General features: G+C 72.1%; 14 protein-coding genes. 5 read left to right on the forward strand and 9 right to left on the reverse strand.

From position 1 onward, the window contains the following. Window positions 1-19 precede the first annotated feature (19 nt). Window positions 20-331 carry a hypothetical protein gene (locus tag ACWD4O_RS32370; RefSeq protein ID WP_450949662.1) on the forward strand — a complete coding sequence of 104 codons (312 nt, stop codon included), beginning with the start codon at window positions 20-22 and terminating at the stop codon, window positions 329-331. A 23-nt stretch (window positions 332-354) separates the two neighbouring features. On the opposite strand, the gene ACWD4O_RS32375 is transcribed toward ACWD4O_RS32370, so the two are convergent. The 3 genes from ACWD4O_RS32375 to ACWD4O_RS32385 all read right to left on the reverse strand — a co-directional run bounded on the left by ACWD4O_RS32375 (window position 355) and on the right by ACWD4O_RS32385 (window position 4,134). Beyond that, the gene (locus tag ACWD4O_RS32375) at window positions 355-1,155 is read right to left on the reverse strand and encodes a hypothetical protein (RefSeq protein WP_450949661.1); all 801 of its coding nucleotides are present in this window, start codon (window positions 1,153-1,155) and stop codon (window positions 355-357) included. Between the two features lie 311 nt (window positions 1,156-1,466). Beyond that, the gene (locus ACWD4O_RS32380) at window positions 1,467-2,687 is read right to left on the reverse strand and encodes an acetyl-CoA C-acetyltransferase (protein ID WP_451285337.1); all 1,221 of its coding nucleotides are present in this window, start codon (window positions 2,685-2,687) and stop codon (window positions 1,467-1,469) included. Window positions 2,688-3,099: 412 nt separating this feature from the next. Further along, the gene (locus ACWD4O_RS32385) at window positions 3,100-4,134 is read right to left on the reverse strand and encodes an SGNH/GDSL hydrolase family protein (protein WP_451285339.1); all 1,035 of its coding nucleotides are present in this window, start codon (window positions 4,132-4,134) and stop codon (window positions 3,100-3,102) included. Window positions 4,135-4,295: 161 nt separating this feature from the next. Between ACWD4O_RS32385 and ACWD4O_RS32390 the strand changes: the two genes are divergently transcribed. Continuing rightward, complete coding sequence (locus ACWD4O_RS32390) at window positions 4,296-5,684, forward strand: cystathionine beta-synthase (RefSeq protein WP_358803319.1); 1,389 nt, start codon at window positions 4,296-4,298, stop codon at window positions 5,682-5,684. Between the two features lie 370 nt (window positions 5,685-6,054). On the opposite strand, the gene ACWD4O_RS32395 is transcribed toward ACWD4O_RS32390, so the two are convergent. After that, window positions 6,055-6,930, reverse strand: a complete 876-nt coding sequence (locus ACWD4O_RS32395; protein WP_451285341.1) for a helix-turn-helix transcriptional regulator — start codon at window positions 6,928-6,930, stop codon at window positions 6,055-6,057. 149 nt (window positions 6,931-7,079) lie between these two features. On the opposite strand from ACWD4O_RS32395, the gene ACWD4O_RS32400 reads away from it, so the two are divergent. Further along, on the forward strand, window positions 7,080-7,850 hold the full coding sequence (locus ACWD4O_RS32400; protein ID WP_451285342.1) for an SDR family oxidoreductase: 771 nt from the start codon (window positions 7,080-7,082) through the stop codon (window positions 7,848-7,850). Between the two features lie 82 nt (window positions 7,851-7,932). Here the strand turns inward: ACWD4O_RS32400 and ACWD4O_RS32405 are convergent, their stop codons facing one another. The 5 genes from ACWD4O_RS32405 to ACWD4O_RS32425 form a co-directional block, all read right to left on the reverse strand. Beyond that, a complete protein-coding gene (locus ACWD4O_RS32405) occupies window positions 7,933-8,358 on the reverse strand; it encodes a hypothetical protein (RefSeq protein ID WP_451285446.1) in 426 nt (141 codons plus the stop codon). Between the two features lie 126 nt (window positions 8,359-8,484). Next, entirely contained in the window at window positions 8,485-9,420 is a 936-nt protein-coding gene (locus ACWD4O_RS32410; protein WP_451285344.1) for an ABC transporter substrate-binding protein, read from the reverse strand. A gap of 12 nt (window positions 9,421-9,432) precedes the next feature. Then, window positions 9,433-10,104, reverse strand: coding sequence for an ABC transporter permease (locus ACWD4O_RS32415; protein WP_451285346.1), 672 nt, complete (start codon window positions 10,102-10,104; stop codon window positions 9,433-9,435). Continuing rightward, window positions 10,104-10,745 carry an ABC transporter permease gene (locus ACWD4O_RS32420; RefSeq protein WP_351765590.1) on the reverse strand — a complete coding sequence of 214 codons (642 nt, stop codon included), beginning with the start codon at window positions 10,743-10,745 and terminating at the stop codon, window positions 10,104-10,106. The genes ACWD4O_RS32415 and ACWD4O_RS32420 overlap by 1 nt, the downstream gene beginning before the upstream one ends. Continuing rightward, window positions 10,742-11,779, reverse strand: coding sequence for an ABC transporter ATP-binding protein (locus tag ACWD4O_RS32425; protein WP_451285348.1), 1,038 nt, complete (start codon window positions 11,777-11,779; stop codon window positions 10,742-10,744). Before ACWD4O_RS32425 ends, ACWD4O_RS32420 begins: the two co-directional genes overlap by 4 nt. Window positions 11,780-11,921: 142 nt before the next feature. On the opposite strand from ACWD4O_RS32425, the gene ACWD4O_RS32430 reads away from it, so the two are divergent. After that, window positions 11,922-13,430 (forward strand): aromatic amino acid ammonia-lyase, encoded by a 1,509-nt coding sequence (locus tag ACWD4O_RS32430; protein ID WP_451285350.1) that lies wholly within the window; start codon window positions 11,922-11,924, stop codon window positions 13,428-13,430. After that, window positions 13,427-14,335 (forward strand): MurR/RpiR family transcriptional regulator, encoded by a 909-nt coding sequence (locus ACWD4O_RS32435; protein WP_451285352.1) that lies wholly within the window; start codon window positions 13,427-13,429, stop codon window positions 14,333-14,335. The genes ACWD4O_RS32430 and ACWD4O_RS32435 overlap by 4 nt, the downstream gene beginning before the upstream one ends. The last annotated feature ends 330 nt before the right edge of the window (window positions 14,336-14,665 follow it).

Raw genomic sequence — 14,665 nt, forward strand, 5'->3', positions numbered from 1 at the left:
CGACGCGTAGTCTCGCGGCGTGGTTGATACGACGCCTCTCACCCAAGCCGTGGATCACTTCGCCGACCGGTTGCGGGCCGCTTCGCAGAGCCGGCTCCAGCGCGGCGGCGCGGCGGAGGCCCTCGAACTGGCCCGGGAGTTGGTCCGCCGGGCGCAGCGGATCGAGGACCCTTCGGCGGAGCCCCGGGAGATGCCGGACGCGGGCATGTTCGCCGCCGCGGACCAGATCACGGTCGCCGTGCACGACTTGGCCCTCGTGCTCACGGACGAGGGCCAGCTGGAAGAAGCTCTGGAGTTGGTGGCGCAGGCGCAGAAGCGCGCCGCGGTGTGACCCCTACAGGCCCCTACAGGCCCCTACAGGCTCGCTATGACCCGGTCCGCCAGGATGTAGACGTTGTCCGTGCCGCACTGGAAGGTCAGGGTGTAGGCGCCCGAGATGCCGGAGCCGCCGAGCAGGAACGGGGTCTCGCCGGCGGTGAGGGCCGCGGCGAGGCGGTCCGCCGTCTCACGGTGGCCCGGGGTCATGCAGAGCGTGGTGCCGTCGGCGAAGACGTAGACGTCGAGGGTGCCGAGCGGGCCCGGGCGGACGTCGGTCAGTTCGATCTGCGACGCGGCCAGTTCCTCGAGGGTGGCCACCGTGCGCTCGTGATCGTTCACGACCGGTGACTGTACGGGCACGAAGTCCGGGTGCGAGGGGTGGCGGCGGCGGGCCGCGGCGAGTTCCGGGGACTCCCCGGCGAAGTCATCGGCGTCCGCGCCCGGCTCGGCCACCGGCTCCAGGGGCTCCAGGCCCACGAAATCGGTCTGTCGGGGCAGGAACAGCTCGCTGTCCGGCAGACCCAGCAGGGAGGGGGCGTCGGAGGCGTCACGGGCCTCCTGGGCGGCCCAGAAGGCGCGTGCCTCGGCGAGCTCCCGCTCCCGCTCCTCCGCGAGCGCCTCGGCGACCGCGGCGCGTATCTCAGCCGCGTCGGCCGTGGTGCGGGCGGCCGGGACGAAGCCGCGCAGTTCCGCGGCGGCGTCCTCGGAGCTCCTGGCGAGCTGGGTGTGCAGGGCGGCGACCTGCCGGCGCAACTGCAAGAGGGTGCGCAGGACGGCGACGCCCACGGCGCCCGTGGCGGCCGTGGTGACCAGCAAGGCGATCGGCATGGCGCTCACTGACGTACTCCCGGTTCAAAGTCGACCCCCGACTTCCTACATCAGCTTGAAGGGTGGACTATCCAACTGTCAGTGCGTAACGTCACGAAACGGACAGGAACTTGGTCCTTGTGTTTGGTGTCGAATGGCGCTGAGCTGCGTAAATCCCTCCGGGGAGGGAGATAGGTCACATCCTGGGGGAGATTGGATCACAGAACGGCCCGGAGTCCAGGTGCTTTTCGGACTCCGGGCCGGATCGTCACGACAGGTGCTGAAACGGTTACGCGCAGGCCCCGATCGAGGGCTTCGGCGCGGGTCTCGGCTCGCGGGTCTTAGCTCAGGCGTTCGATGACCATCGCCATGCCCTGGCCGCCGCCGACGCACATCGTCTCCAGACCGAACTGCTTGTCGTGGAACTGGAGGGAATTGATCAGCGTGCCGGTGATGCGGGCGCCGGTCATGCCGAAGGGGTGGCCGACGGCGATGGCGCCGCCGTTCACGTTCAGCTTGTCCAGGTCGATGCCGAGGTCGCGGTAGGAGGGGATCACCTGCGCGGCGAACGCCTCGTTGATCTCGACCAGGTCGATGTCGTCGATGGTGAGGCCGGCCCGGCGCAGCGCCTGGTTGCTCGCGTCGACCGGGCCGAGGCCCATGATCTCGGGGGAGAGGCCGGAGACGCCGGTCGACACGATGCGGGCGAGCGGGGTCAGGCCGAGCTCGCGGGCCTTGGTGTCGCTCATGATGACGACCGCGGCGGCGCCGTCGTTCAGCGGGCAGCAGTTGCCGGCGGTGACCAGCCCGTCCGGGCGGAACACCGGCTTCAGGCCCGCGACGCCCTCCATGGTGACGCCGGCGCGGGGGCCGTCGTCCTTGGAGACGACGGTGCCGTCGGGGGTCGTGACCGGGGTGATCTCGCGCTCCCAGAAGCCGTTCTTGATGGCTTCCTCGGCGAGGTTCTGGGAGCGGACGCCGAACTCGTCCATGTCCTGGCGGGTGATGCCCTTGGCGCGGGCCAGGTTCTCCGCGGTCTGGCCCATCGCGATGTACGGGTCGGGGATCAGCCCGTCCTCGCGCGGGTCGTGCCACGTCGTCCCCTCCTGCGCGGCGACGGCGGCGGTGCGGGCCTGCGCCTCGGCGAAGAGGGGGTTCATGGTGTCCGGGAGACCGTCGGAGCTGCCCTTGCCGAACCGGGAGACCATCTCGACGCCGGCCGAGATGAAGACGTCGCCCTCGCCGGCCTTGATGGCGTGCAGGGCCATGCGGGAGGTCTGCAGCGAGGAGGAACAGTAGCGGGTGATCGTGCAGCCCGGCAGGTGGTCCATGCCCATCTGCACGGCGACGATCCGGCCGAGGTTGTAGCCCTGCTCGCCGCCGGGGAGACCGCAGCCGAGCATCAGGTCGTCGATGTCCCTCGGGTCCAGCTCGGGGACCTTGGCGAGCGCCGCCTGGATGATGGTCGCGGTCAGGTCGTCCGGGCGCAGGTCCTTGAGGGAGCCCTTGCCGGCGCGGCCGATGGGCGAACGGGCGGTCGAGACGATGACTGCTTCGGGCATGACGGCTCCATTGGCGTGGGTGCGGACGGACGGGCAGGGCTGTGTGGGAAGTTACCTGCACGTATCGGCTCGGTCACGGGTATCGCGGTGTGACACTGGCCGCACTTTCTAAGCGCTTGCTTTTGCCTCCGGCGGATCGGCGGAAGTGTGCGGGTGGGTGCCGTTCCCTGGGGGCTGTGCCCCCAGACCCCCCTTCCGGCCCTGAACGGGCCTTGTCCTCAATCGCCGGACGGGCTGGAAGGGAGTGGGCCTTGTCCTCAATCGCCGGACGGGCTGGAAGGGAGTGGGCCGTGTCCTCAAGCGCCGGGCGGGCTGGAAGGGAGTGGGCCGTGTCCTCAAGCGCCGGGCGGGCTGGAAGGGAGTGGGCCGTGTCCTCAAGCGCCGGGCGGGCTGGAAGGGGTGGGCCTTGTTCTCAGACGCCGGATGGGCTGGGTCGGGTCGGTTCGGCGTCTGGGACGCGGCGCCTGCGCCTGCGCTTGAGGAGGGCCCAGGGGCCCCGGGGGCCCGTCGGCATGGCTGCCGTCACCTCTGTGCCCGGCTCCGAGGCCGCTTCCGCCGCTGCTCGGGCCACCGGCAGGAACCCCTCGCGGCGGGAGACGTCCGGGCGCTCCTCCTCCGCCGGCCACAGGCCGAGGGTCGCGCAGACCGTGGGGAGGACGGCCATCGCCGCCGTCGCGTAGCCCTCCGCCGAGGGGTGGTAGTGGTCCGGGCCGAACAGTTCCCGCGGGTTGGCCTCGAACTCGGGGCCGAGGAGGTCGCCCAGGGACACCGTGCGGCCGCCCTGCTCGACCGTGCCGATCGTCTGCGCCGCCGCCAGCTGACGGGACGCCCGGCGGGCCAGCCAGCGCAGCGGCTGCTGGACCGGCTCGATCGTGCCCAGGTCGGGACAGGTGCCCACGACCACCTCCGCGCCGGCCGTGCGCAGCCGCCGTACCGCCGAGGACAGGTGCCGGACCGAGCGGGTGGCCGGCATCCGGTGGGTCACGTCGTTCGCGCCGATCATGATCACGCAGACGTCGGGCACCGGGGTGGAGTCCCCGAGGACCAGCGCGACCTGCCGGTCGAGGTCGTCGGACTGGGCGCCGGGGAGCGCCACGTTGCGCAGCTCCACCGGGCGTTCCGCGACCGCCGCCAGGCCGGAGGCCAGCAGGGCGCCCGGGGTCTGCCCGGAGCGGTTGACGCCCTGGCCGGCCGCCGTGGAGTCGCCCAGCATCGTCAGCCGCAGGGGTTCCTTGCCGGGCCCGGGGGCGTCGTAGGCGAGGCCGTAGCGGCCGTCCGCCTGCGGGACGTGCGGATGCGCCCCGTTGTTGACCTGGCGGCGGGCCAGATGCACCTCCGCCACCACCAGCCCCACCACCGCCGCTCCGGCCAGCCCGATGCCGCCGCCGCCATAGGCCGCGCCGGCCGCGATGCGCCGGGCCACTCTCGCCCTCGACATGCTCGTCATGCCTCGACGCCACCTCCTCGTGTCCGTACACCCACTCCTTGCCCCGTACGGACCGTCGTCCAATCTCGACGAGGAGTGAACATGCGCCCCACCGGTGACCTGCGCCGTACTCTGGCGTCACCAACTACGACCACTGTTTTTGCAAGCAACCGGAGACAACGGTGCAATTCCACGACTCGATGATCAGCCTCGTCGGCAACACCCCGCTGGTGAAGCTCAACAGCGTGACCAAGGGCATCCAGGCGACCGTCCTGGCCAAGGTGGAGTACTTCAACCCGGGCGGTTCCGTGAAGGACCGCATCGCCCTGCGCATGATCGAGGCCGCGGAGAAGAGCGGCGAGCTGCGGCCCGGCGGCACGATCGTCGAGCCGACCAGCGGGAACACCGGGGTCGGGCTGGCCATCGTGGCGCAGCAGAAGGGGTACAAGTGCATCTTCGTGTGCCCCGACAAGGTGAGCACCGACAAGATCAACGTGCTGAGGGCCTACGGGGCCGAGGTCGTCGTCTGCCCGACCGCCGTGGATCCCGAGCACCCGGACTCCTACTACAACGTCTCCGACCGGCTGGTGCGCGAGACGCCCGACGCGTGGAAGCCCGACCAGTACTCCAACCCGCACAACCCGCTCTCGCACTACCACTCCACCGGCCCTGAGCTGTGGGAGCAGACGGACGGGCGGATCACCCACTTCGTGGCGGGCGTGGGCACCGGCGGCACCATCTCCGGGACCGGGCGCTACCTGAAGGACGCCAGCGACGGCAAGGTGCAGGTCGTGGGCGCCGACCCGGAGGGTTCGGTGTACTCGGGCGGGTCCGGGCGGCCGTATCTCGTCGAGGGCGTCGGTGAGGACTTCTGGCCGACCGCCTACGACCGGACCGTCGCCGACGAGATCGTCGCCGTGTCCGACAAGGACTCCTTCCAGATGACCCGCCGGCTGGCCAAGGAGGAGGGGCTGCTCGTCGGCGGTTCGTGCGGCATGGCCGTCGTCGCCGCGCTGCGCGTCGCCGAGCGGCTCGGGCCGGACGACGTCGTGGTCGTCCTGCTGCCGGACAGCGGTCGCGGTTACCTCAGCAAGATCTTCAACGACGAGTGGATGGCCGACTACGGCTTCCTCGAGGACGAGGGTCCGAGCGCGCGCGTCGCCGACGTGCTGAACGACAAGGCGCACGGCGCCATCCCGTCCCTCGTGCACATGCACCCGGACGAGACCGTCGGCGAGGCCATCGAGGTGCTGCGCGAGTACGGCGTCTCGCAGATGCCGATCGTGAAGCCGGGCGCCGGGCACCCGGACGTCATGGCCGCCGAGGTCGTCGGGTCGGTCGTGGAGCGGGAGCTGCTGGACGCGCTGTTCACCCAGCGGGCCTCGCTCTCCGACCCGCTGGAGAAGCACATGTCCGCCCCGCTGCCGCAGGTCGGCTCCGGCGAGCCGGTCGGCGACCTGATGTCGGTGCTCGGCACCGCGGACGCGGCGATCGTCCTCGTGGAGGGCAAGCCCACCGGGGTCGTCAGCCGCCAGGACCTGCTGGCCTTCCTGGCCAAGGGCGGGAAGTGACCTACCCGGGCGACAGGACCCAACTCCCGGGAAACCTCCGGTGAACGGCCTCTGCGGGCGCTGAACTTCCGTTTGCCCACCGAATGGACGGACTTCGCGGAAGTGGTACGAGGGCGTCACGTCCGCGCAGCACTCGCTTAACACGCGTCCGGCATATTTGTGGGTGTCGGAAGGGCGGGAGCGGCTCCCCGCCCCACCGGCAACCGAACGGCGTCACGGACCTCCGGAGCGGCTCCCGGACCATCCACAGACGCCATGGACGCGTAGGCCCGGCCTGACCCGGCCCGCGTCCCTCGCGGGGACCGCCGTCGTCCCGCCCCCCGGTAACGGGGGTGCGGCGGTCCCCGCGCATAGCTCTGTCCGCGACGCGTCAGCCGCGTTCCGCGGGCCCGGGGGCGGGGGCGGGCGAGGTCCAACTGCTCAGCAACGCCAGCCGTTCCGTCGTCTCCGAGGCCGGTTCCGGGGTGTAGACCAGTAGGTACTGGTCGGGGTCCGCCGGGAGGGCCATCGTCTCGTAGGGGAAGGTCAGCAGGCCCGCCACCGGGTGCTGGATCCGCTTCACGCCGAACGCGCACTCCCGGACCGGATGGTCGGCCCACAGCCGGCGGAAGTCGTCGCTCTTCAGGGAGAGTTCGCCGACGAGCGCGGCCAGCCGACGATCGTCCTGGTGATGGCCCGCCCGCACCCGCAGATGCGCGACGCACTGGACGGCCACCGCCGGCCAGTCCGGGTAGAACGCGCGGGAGGCGGGGTCGAGGAAGACGTGCCGCGGGATGTTCCGGGCCTCGGGCGCGATCCGGCCGTAGTCGAACACCGCGTCGGCGAGCGCGTTCCACGCCAGCACGTCCATCCGCACGTCCAGTACGAACGCCGGGGTGCGCTCCATGCTGTCGAGCAGCAGCTGGACGCCCGGGCGCACGCGGGGCGCGGCGGGGCGGCCGGCGGGCCTGCGGGGGCGGGCGACCGCGTGCAGATAGGCGCGCTCGGTCTCGTCCAGGCACAGGACGCGGGCTACGGCGTCCAGGACCGTGTCGCTGACTCCGCCGGACTTCGTCCGGGCGGGACCCCCGGGGCCCCGGCCCTGCTCCAGCCGGATGTAGTAGTCGACGCTCACCCCGGCGAGCTGCGCCACCTCCTCGCGCCGCAGCCCCGGTACCCGCCGGCGGCCGTACGAGGGCAGTCCCACCTCCTCCGGCCGGATGCGGGCGCGGCGCGAGCGCAGGAAATCTCCGAGGTCCCCGTCCATGCGTTCGAGGGTAGGGGAGAGGCGGGCCGCGAACCTGGTACTGGCAGACCCAGGAAAAAAGCATCCCTGGGTAGCGCGGGACCGCGCGATGAGAGTGGTGCGGGCCAGGCCGGGGAGCCGTTCCCGGGCCGTCAGCACGAGGAGTTCGCATGTCCCAGCTTCAGTACGCCGCTCTCTCGGGCCGTACCGCCGTCGTCACCGGGGCCGCCAGCGGCATCGGTGCGGCCGTGGCCGTGGTGCTCGCCGCCTCGGGCGCCCGGGTCGCGCTGCTGGCCCGGCGCGGGGACCGGCTGGAGACGGTCGCCGAGAAGATCCGCGCCGACGGCGGCGAGGCCCTCGCCGTCGTCACGGACGTCACCGACGAGGCCTCGGTGGCCGCGGCCGCCGACCGGATCCACACCCGGTACGGGACCGTCGACCTGGTCGTCAACAACGCCGGCGTGATGCTGGGCAACCCGATCGACGACGGCCGGATCGACGAGTGGCAGCGGATGCTCGACACCAACGTCACCGGCGTGCTCCGGCTGATCCGCGCCTTCGCCGGGGACCTGGTGGGCGCCGCCGCCGAGGGGCGCACGGCCGACCTGGTGAACGTCTCGTCCATCGCCGCGGGCGCCGTGTTCCCCAACTTCGCGGTGTACGGCGCCACCAAGGCCGCCGTCACCTACCTCTCGCAGTCCCTGCGCACCGAGTTCGGGCCGCGTGACGTGCGGGTCACCAACGTCGAGCCGGGGCTGACGCAGACCGAGTTGGGCGACCACCTCGACAACGCCGAGCTGTCCGGGATCCTGGACGGCATGTTCGAGGGCATCGGCGGGCTGTCCGCCGCCGAACTCGCCGACGTCGTCGGCTATGCGACCAGCCGCCCCCGGCACGTCAACCTGCGGCAGCTCGTGGTGCTGCCGACCCGGCAGGTGTGAGCCGACCCGGCAGGTGTGAGCCGAGCCGGCAGGTGTGAGCCGAGCGGTCCGCGCGGCCGGGGCGGGGCCGTGCCGCCGGGCGTCAGTCCTCCCAGGCGTCGTCCTTCGAGGTCGGGCGCCGGTGGCCGAACAGGCCGGGGTGGCTGCGGGCGGCCTGCACGACGTTGACGCCGACGATGCCCGCCCAGGAGACGAGCAGCCCCGGCAGATGCGCGGTGCCCGCGCCGATCGCGGACAGCGGGATCGCCAGCACCAGCGAGACGATGCCGAAGCCGAAGCGCTCGCCCCAGGAGTCGGTGGGCCTCGGCGAGCGCGCCCCCCGGGCCGCCACCATCTGCTGCTCCGCGAACTGCCGCCGCACGCGACGCTCCACCGCGGCGTCGATGCGCTGGTCGACCTTCTCCAGGAACGAGTCCACCAGCGCGGACTCGTACTCCTCGCCCAGTTCCCTGCGGGTCTGCAGGGTGGCGTCGAGTTCCTTCTTCAGGTCTGCGTCCTGCGCGTCCATGGTGGTCTCCCATCCCGTCATGGACACCACGGTAGGCAGCGGCCGCGCTCCCCGCACTGGGGATAGCCCCCGTCTGCGGGGTCGGGTCCGCCGGGGAGGCGGTCGCGGCGGTCGCTCAGCCGGAGGTCACTTCTTCGCGAGCCCGTGCTGCTTCGCGTAGGCGTTCGCGACGTCCTCCGGGTCCTTCTTGTCCTTGTCCACCTGCCGGTTCAGCTCGGTGAGCTGCTCGGTGGTGAGGAGGTTGCCGAGCTTGGCCAGCGCCTTGCGGACGGTGGAGTCGGCCTTGCGGTCGGCGATGAGCGGAACGATGTGCTGGCCCGGGATGAGGTTCTTGGGGTCGGTCAGCACGACCCAGTCGTTGGCCACGATGTCCGTGTCCGTGGTGAAGAGGTTCGCCACGTCGACGTCGCCCTTCTTCAGGGCGCCCTTGACCAGCGGACCGGAGGAGTCGAGGGACTTGAACTCCTTGAACTCCACGCCGTAGACGTCCTTGAGGCCCACCGCGCCGACCTGGCGGGTCTTCACCTCGGGCGCTGCGCCGATCACCAGCTTGCCGTTCTGTTTCGCCAGGTCGGCCAGCGAGGTCAGGCCGTACTTCTTCGCGGTCTCCTTGGTGACGACGAAGGCGTCCGAGTCCTCGGCCATGCCGTACGGCAGCACCTGGAGGCCGGCCGGGAGGGCGACGGCGAGGGCGTTCTGCATCTCGCCCTCCTCCGTGGCCGTCGCCTTCGGGTCGAGGTAGTGCAGCAGGGCGCCCTGGTACTCGGGGAGCAGGTCGATGTCGCCGCCCTTGAGCGCGGGGATCAGGATCTCGCGGGTGCCGAGGTTGGGGCGGACCTTCACCTTCACCCCGGCCGCCTCCAGGACGGCGGCGTAGAGGTAGCCCAGCACCTGGTTCTCGGTGAAGTTGGCGGTGCCGATGGTGACCCCGTCCTTGCTGGAGCCGCCGCCACCGGAGGTGGTGCCCTCGTTGTCGAGGGAGGTGATGCCGCCCGCGCAGGCGGTCAGGGCGGGGACGGTCGCGGCCGCGAACAGGCCGCCGAGGATCATGCGTCGGTTCATGTCGGGGGTTCCCTAGGCGGTCTGGGCGGGGCGGTGCCGGAAGAGGAGGCGCTGGAACGCGCTCAGCAGGAGGTCCAGGGCGATGGCGACGACCGCGACCAGCACCGCGCCGCCGAGCACCTGGACGAGGTCGCGCTGGGCGAGACCGTCGAAGACGTAGCGGCCGAGGCCGCCGAAGGAGACGTACGCGGCGATCGTGGCCGTGGCGACGACCTGGATGAGGGCGAGGCGCAGGCCGGTCATGATCAGGGGGAGGGCCAGCGGCAGCTCCACGTGGAACAGGACCTGGTGGCCGCGCATGCCCTGGCCGCGCGCCGCGTCCTTCACGTCCGGATCGACGGCCGTCATGCCGGCGTAGGTGTTGGTCACGATCGACGGGACCGCGAGGGCGACGAGCGCGACGTAGACCGGCAGCATCGACAGTCCGCCGGCCAGGAAGACCAGGACGACCAGGCCGACGGTCGGCAGCGCACGGCCGAAGGAGGCCAGGTTGATCGCGAGGAACGCGCCCCTGCCGGTGTGCCCGATCAGCAGGCCCAGCGGGAGGCCGATCGCGGCCGCGATGAGGGTGGCCAGCAGCGAGTACTGGAGGTGCTCGGCGAGCCGGTGCGCGATGCCGTCCGAGCCGGACCAGGTGGAGCCGGTGGTGAGCCAGCTGCCGAGGTTCTTGAACAGTTCGTACATCAGGCTCGCCGCCTCTTCCACGGGGTGAGGAGGTACTGGACGCCGACCAGGGCCGCGTCCGCGACGACCGCGAGGAGGATCGTCAGGACCACGCCCGCGATCACCGGCGTCGGGAAGTTGCGCTGGAAGCCGTCGGTGAAGAGCTGGCCGAGGCCGCCGTCGCCGATGTAGGTGGCGACCGAGACCAGGGAGATCGACATGACCGTCGCGATGCGGACGCCCGCCATGATCACGGGGAGCGCGAGCGGGAACTCGACGGTGAGGAGCGTGCGCAGGGGGCGCGTGCCCATCGCCTTGGCCGCCTCCTTGGTCTTCGCGGGCACCGAGTCGAGGCCCTCGACCGTGTTCCGCAGCAGCACGACCAGCGTGTAGACGGTCAGGCCGATCACGGTGGTGGTGCGGGTCAGACCGCTGACCGGCAGCAGCAGCACGAAGATCGCGATCGACGGGATCGTGAACAGCACGTTCGACAGACCGAGCAGGAAGCCGCGCAGCGGGCGGACCCGGTGGGCGACCACCGCGAGCGGGAGGCTGATCAGCAGACCGAGCAGGACGGCGGTCAGCGCGGCCTGGAGGTGGGAGATCGTGAGGGTGGTCAGATCGTCGGTATGGCCGGATATCCAGGACCAGTCGATGGTCATGCGGCCACCACCCGTGCCTCGGCGTGGGCCTGACCCGCGTGGGTGTGGATGTCGTCACGGGAGGTGACGCCGGTCAGGACGCCGTCGGCGTCGACGCGGGCCACCAGGCCGGTGGGGGAGGCGACCGACTCGTTGAGCGCCGCGAGGAGGGAGTCGCCGTCCTTGAGGGGCCGGACGGGTATGTCGGCGTCCTTCGAGGTCCAGCGCAGCGGCTTGCGGGCCTCGTCGAGCGTGAGGGTCCAGGCGCCGCCCTCGGGGGCCGCGCCCTGCGGGACGTTCGCGAGGGTGGTCAGCGAGAGCAGCTTGAGGCCGCGCTCGGCGCCGAGGAAGTCGGCGACGAAGTCGTCGGCCGGCCGGGCGAGCAGCTCGGCGGGCGAGGCGCACTGGACGAGGTGGCCGCCGGTGCGGAACACGGCGATCTGGTCGCCGAGCCGGACGGCCTCGTCGATGTCGTGCGTGACGAAGACGATGGTCTTGCTCAACTCCTTCTGGAGCCTGAGCAGTTCGTCCTGGAGCTGGGTGCGCACCACCGGGTCGACCGCGCCGAACGGCTCGTCCATGAGGAGCACCGGCGGGTCGGCGGCGAGCGCGCGGGCCACCCCGACGCGCTGCTGCTGGCCGCCGGAGAGCTGGTGCGGGTAGCGGCTGCCGGACTCGGCCGACAGGCCGACCGTCTCCAGCAGCTCGGCCGCGCGGGCGCGTGCCTTGCGCCGGCCGTGGCCCAGCAGCAGCGGCACGGTGGCGATGTTGTCGAGCACCGTGCGGTGCGGGAAGAGCCCCGACTGCTGGATGACGTAGCCGATGGATCGGCGCAGCTCGGCCGCGTCCTGCTGGAGGACGTCCTTGCCGCCGACCTGGATGGTTCCCGAGGTCGGGTCGACCATCCGGTTGATCATCCGCAGGGTGGTGGTCTTGCCGCAACCGGAGGAACCGACCAGGACGGTCACGCCGCCCTCCGGCATATGGAGGGAGAGATCGTGGACTGCTGTCGTGCCGTTGGGGAAGCGCTTGTGGACCGCGTCGAACTGGATCATGAGTTGTCCCTTGCCCGGCTGTATAACGTCATGCAGAGTTCTCCGTAGATGAATAACTTGTCAACGGTTGGTTGTTAATCCGACGTAACGGATGACCGGTAGGCAAGATCAAGTGTCCGGATTGAGGGGAGTTTGCAGCCTTATGTCGTCTCGGATGGTGGACACTCCTCTTGGAGCGGGCCCCGGTCTCGTCGTCCTCGACGGGATCGCTCTCGGCGTCGCGGACGTCGCGCGCCTCGCCGACGGGACCGCCCGACCGGTCGCCGGCTCCGACGCGACCAAGCGGATGACCGAGGCCTGGGACGCCGCCCGCCAGATCGCCGCCACCGGCCGCGTCTACGGCCGCTCCACCGGGGTCGGCGCCAACCGGAACGAGGACGTGCCCACCGAGGCCGCCGCCGAGCACGGACTGCGCCTGCTGCGCAGCCACGCCGGCGCCATCGGCGAGGAGCTGCCCGCCCGGCAGGTCCGGGCGATGCTCGCCGTCCGCGCCAACCAGCTGCTGGCCGGCGGCGCGGGACTGCGGCCCACCGTGGTCACGGCGCTGTGCGAGGCGCTGGAGAACGGGGCGTATCCGGTCGTCAACGAGTTCGGCTCGGTGGGCACCGGCGACCTCGCGGCACTCGCGCAGGTCGGACTCGCCCTCGTCGGCGAGCATCCCTGGCGCGGCGAGGGCGCCCCGGAACCACAGCCCCTCGACAACAACGACGCCCTCGCGCTCATCAGCAGCAACGCCCTCACCCTCGGCCAGGCCGCCCTCGCCCTGCACGAACTGCGCGGGCTCATCGAGGCCACCCAGGTCGTCGGCGCGCTGTCGCTGCTGGCCGTCGACGGGTCGCACGAGGCGTACGCCGCCCCCGTGCACGCCGCGCGCCCGCACCGCGGCTCCAGCGAGGTCGCCCGCCGCATGCGGCAGCTGATCGGCGCCGAGGACCGGCCCACCCCGCCGCTCGGCAGGATCCAGGACCCCTACGGGTTCCGCTGCCTGCCCCAGATCCACGGCCCCGCGCACGACGCCGCCGACGCCCTGGAGGAGGTGATCGCCATCGAGATCAACGCGGCCGCCGAGAACCCGCTCATCTCCCCCGAGGACATGGCCGCCTACCACCACGGCGGCTTCTACCAGGCCCAACTCGCCCTCGCCCTGGACCACTTCAGGCTGGCCCTGACCCAGGTGGCGCGGCTGTCCACCTCCCGCCTCTCCACCCTCAACGAACCCGCCTACACCCGGCTGCGCCCCTTCCTCGCCGACCCCGAGCCCGCCTCCTCCGGCGTGATGATCCTGGAGTACGCCGCCGCGGCCGCCCTCGGTGACCTGCGCGCCTTCTCCGCGCCCGCCTCCCTTGGCCACGCTGTACTCTCCCGGGGCGTCGAGGAACAGGCCAGCTTCGCCTCGCTCGCCGCCCGGCAGACACTGCGCGCCTGCGCCGCGTACCGTCTCGTCGTCGGCTGCGAACTCGTCGCCGCCGTACGGGCGCTGCGCCAGCGCGAGCTGCGGCCCGAGCCGGGACTCCCGGCCGGGCAGGCGTGGGAGCTGGCCGAGGCGGTGCTCGACGCGGAACAGGCCGACCGGCCGCTCACGGCCGACGTGAGCGCGGCGGCCGCACTGCTGGACCGGTTCACGGAGATCTGGAGGGGGAGCGGGGCATGAGCGCGGAGACGGAGACGGCCACCGGCAGTGGCAAGGGTGCGCCGGGTTCGGCCGTGGAGGGTGCGATCGTCGCGGACAGTCCCGCCGCCCGGCTGCAGGCGCTCTTCGAAGGGCACCGGCTGACGCCGACCCAGCGGCGCATCGCGCACAGCATGGTGCGGCGCGCCTCCGACGTGCCGTTCCTGTCCAGCGTGGAGCTCGCCGAGCTCGCCGGGGTCAGCCAGCCGTCGGTGACCCGCTTCGCGGTCGCCCTCGGCTTCGACGGCTACCCCGCCCTGCGCAAGCACCTGCGGGAGGTCGCCCCCGCCGAACACGCCGCCGACTCGGCCTCCTACAACGAGTACCAGCAGGCCGTCGAGGCCGAGATCGAGAACCTGAAGCACCTCGCCGAGCTGCTCGCCGACCCCCGGCCCCTGCATCGGGCGGGCCGGATGCTGGCGGCCTCGCGTCCGCTGCCCGTCCTCGGGCTGCGCGCCGCCGCCTCCCAGGCCTACGGCTTCGCGTACTTCGCCGCCAAGGTCCATCCGGACGTACGGCTGCTGAACGAGGGCGGCACAATGATCCACGACCGGATCGACGCCGCCGTCCGCGCGGGCGCCACCGCCCTGCTCTGCTTCGCACTGCCCCGGCACCCGCGCGAGGTCGTCGACACCCTCACCTACGCCCGGCAGGCCGGACTGAGCGTGGTGACGGTCGCCGACTCGGCGTTCGCACCGGTCGCCAAGGTCTCCGACCTGCTGCTGCCGGCCGCCGTCGGCACCGGACTCGCCTTCGACACGGCCTGCGCGCCGATGCTCCTCGGGCGGGTGCTGCTGGAGGCGATGTGCGACGACCTGCCCGACGCGCAGGCCCGGCTCGAGGAGTTCGACGCACGGGCGGCGGCGCGGGGACTGTTCGTGGAGTAGGCCCGCGGCGGGCGCGGCGGGCGTGGCGGGCGTGGCGGGCGTGGCGGGCGTGGCGGGCGCGGTGGGCTCGGCGGCGCGGAGGGCGCGGTGGGCTGCGGGCGCAGGGGCTCGGCGGGCACGGAGGGCACAGCGGGCGCGGAGGGCTCGGCGGCAAGGCGGCGTGGAGGGCGCGGCGGGCTGCGGGCGCAGGGGCTCGGCAGGCTCGGTGGGCTCGAAGGCTCGGTGGGCGCAGGGGCTCGGCGGGCGCGGCGGGCTCGGCGGCAAGGCGGCGCGGAGGGCTGTGGGCGCAGGGGCTCGGCAGGCTCAAGGGCTCGGTGGGCGCGGAGGCTC

Source organism: Streptomyces sp. NPDC002623 (assembly GCF_053592635.1).

Excerpts from the sequence above, each read along its gene's own strand:
- ACWD4O_RS32380 (WP_451285337.1), bottom strand. The coding sequence starts at position 2,687 with ATGCCCGAAGCAGTCATCGTCTCGACCGCCCGTTCGCCCATCGGCCGC.
- ACWD4O_RS32385 (WP_451285339.1), bottom strand. The coding sequence starts at position 4,134 with ATGACGAGCATGTCGAGGGCGAGAGTGGCCCGGCGCATCGCGGCCGGC.
- ACWD4O_RS32395 (WP_451285341.1), bottom strand. The coding sequence starts at position 6,930 with ATGGACGGGGACCTCGGAGATTTCCTGCGCTCGCGCCGCGCCCGCATC.
- ACWD4O_RS32400 (WP_451285342.1), top strand. The coding sequence starts at position 7,080 with ATGTCCCAGCTTCAGTACGCCGCTCTCTCGGGCCGTACCGCCGTCGTC.
- ACWD4O_RS32405 (WP_451285446.1), bottom strand. The coding sequence starts at position 8,358 with ATGGACGCGCAGGACGCAGACCTGAAGAAGGAACTCGACGCCACCCTG.
- ACWD4O_RS32410 (WP_451285344.1), bottom strand. The coding sequence starts at position 9,420 with ATGAACCGACGCATGATCCTCGGCGGCCTGTTCGCGGCCGCGACCGTC.
- ACWD4O_RS32415 (WP_451285346.1), bottom strand. The coding sequence starts at position 10,104 with ATGTACGAACTGTTCAAGAACCTCGGCAGCTGGCTCACCACCGGCTCC.
- ACWD4O_RS32420 (WP_351765590.1), bottom strand. The coding sequence starts at position 10,745 with ATGACCATCGACTGGTCCTGGATATCCGGCCATACCGACGATCTGACC.
- ACWD4O_RS32425 (WP_451285348.1), bottom strand. The coding sequence starts at position 11,779 with ATGATCCAGTTCGACGCGGTCCACAAGCGCTTCCCCAACGGCACGACA.
- ACWD4O_RS32430 (WP_451285350.1), top strand. The coding sequence starts at position 11,922 with ATGTCGTCTCGGATGGTGGACACTCCTCTTGGAGCGGGCCCCGGTCTC.
- ACWD4O_RS32435 (WP_451285352.1), top strand. The coding sequence starts at position 13,427 with ATGAGCGCGGAGACGGAGACGGCCACCGGCAGTGGCAAGGGTGCGCCG.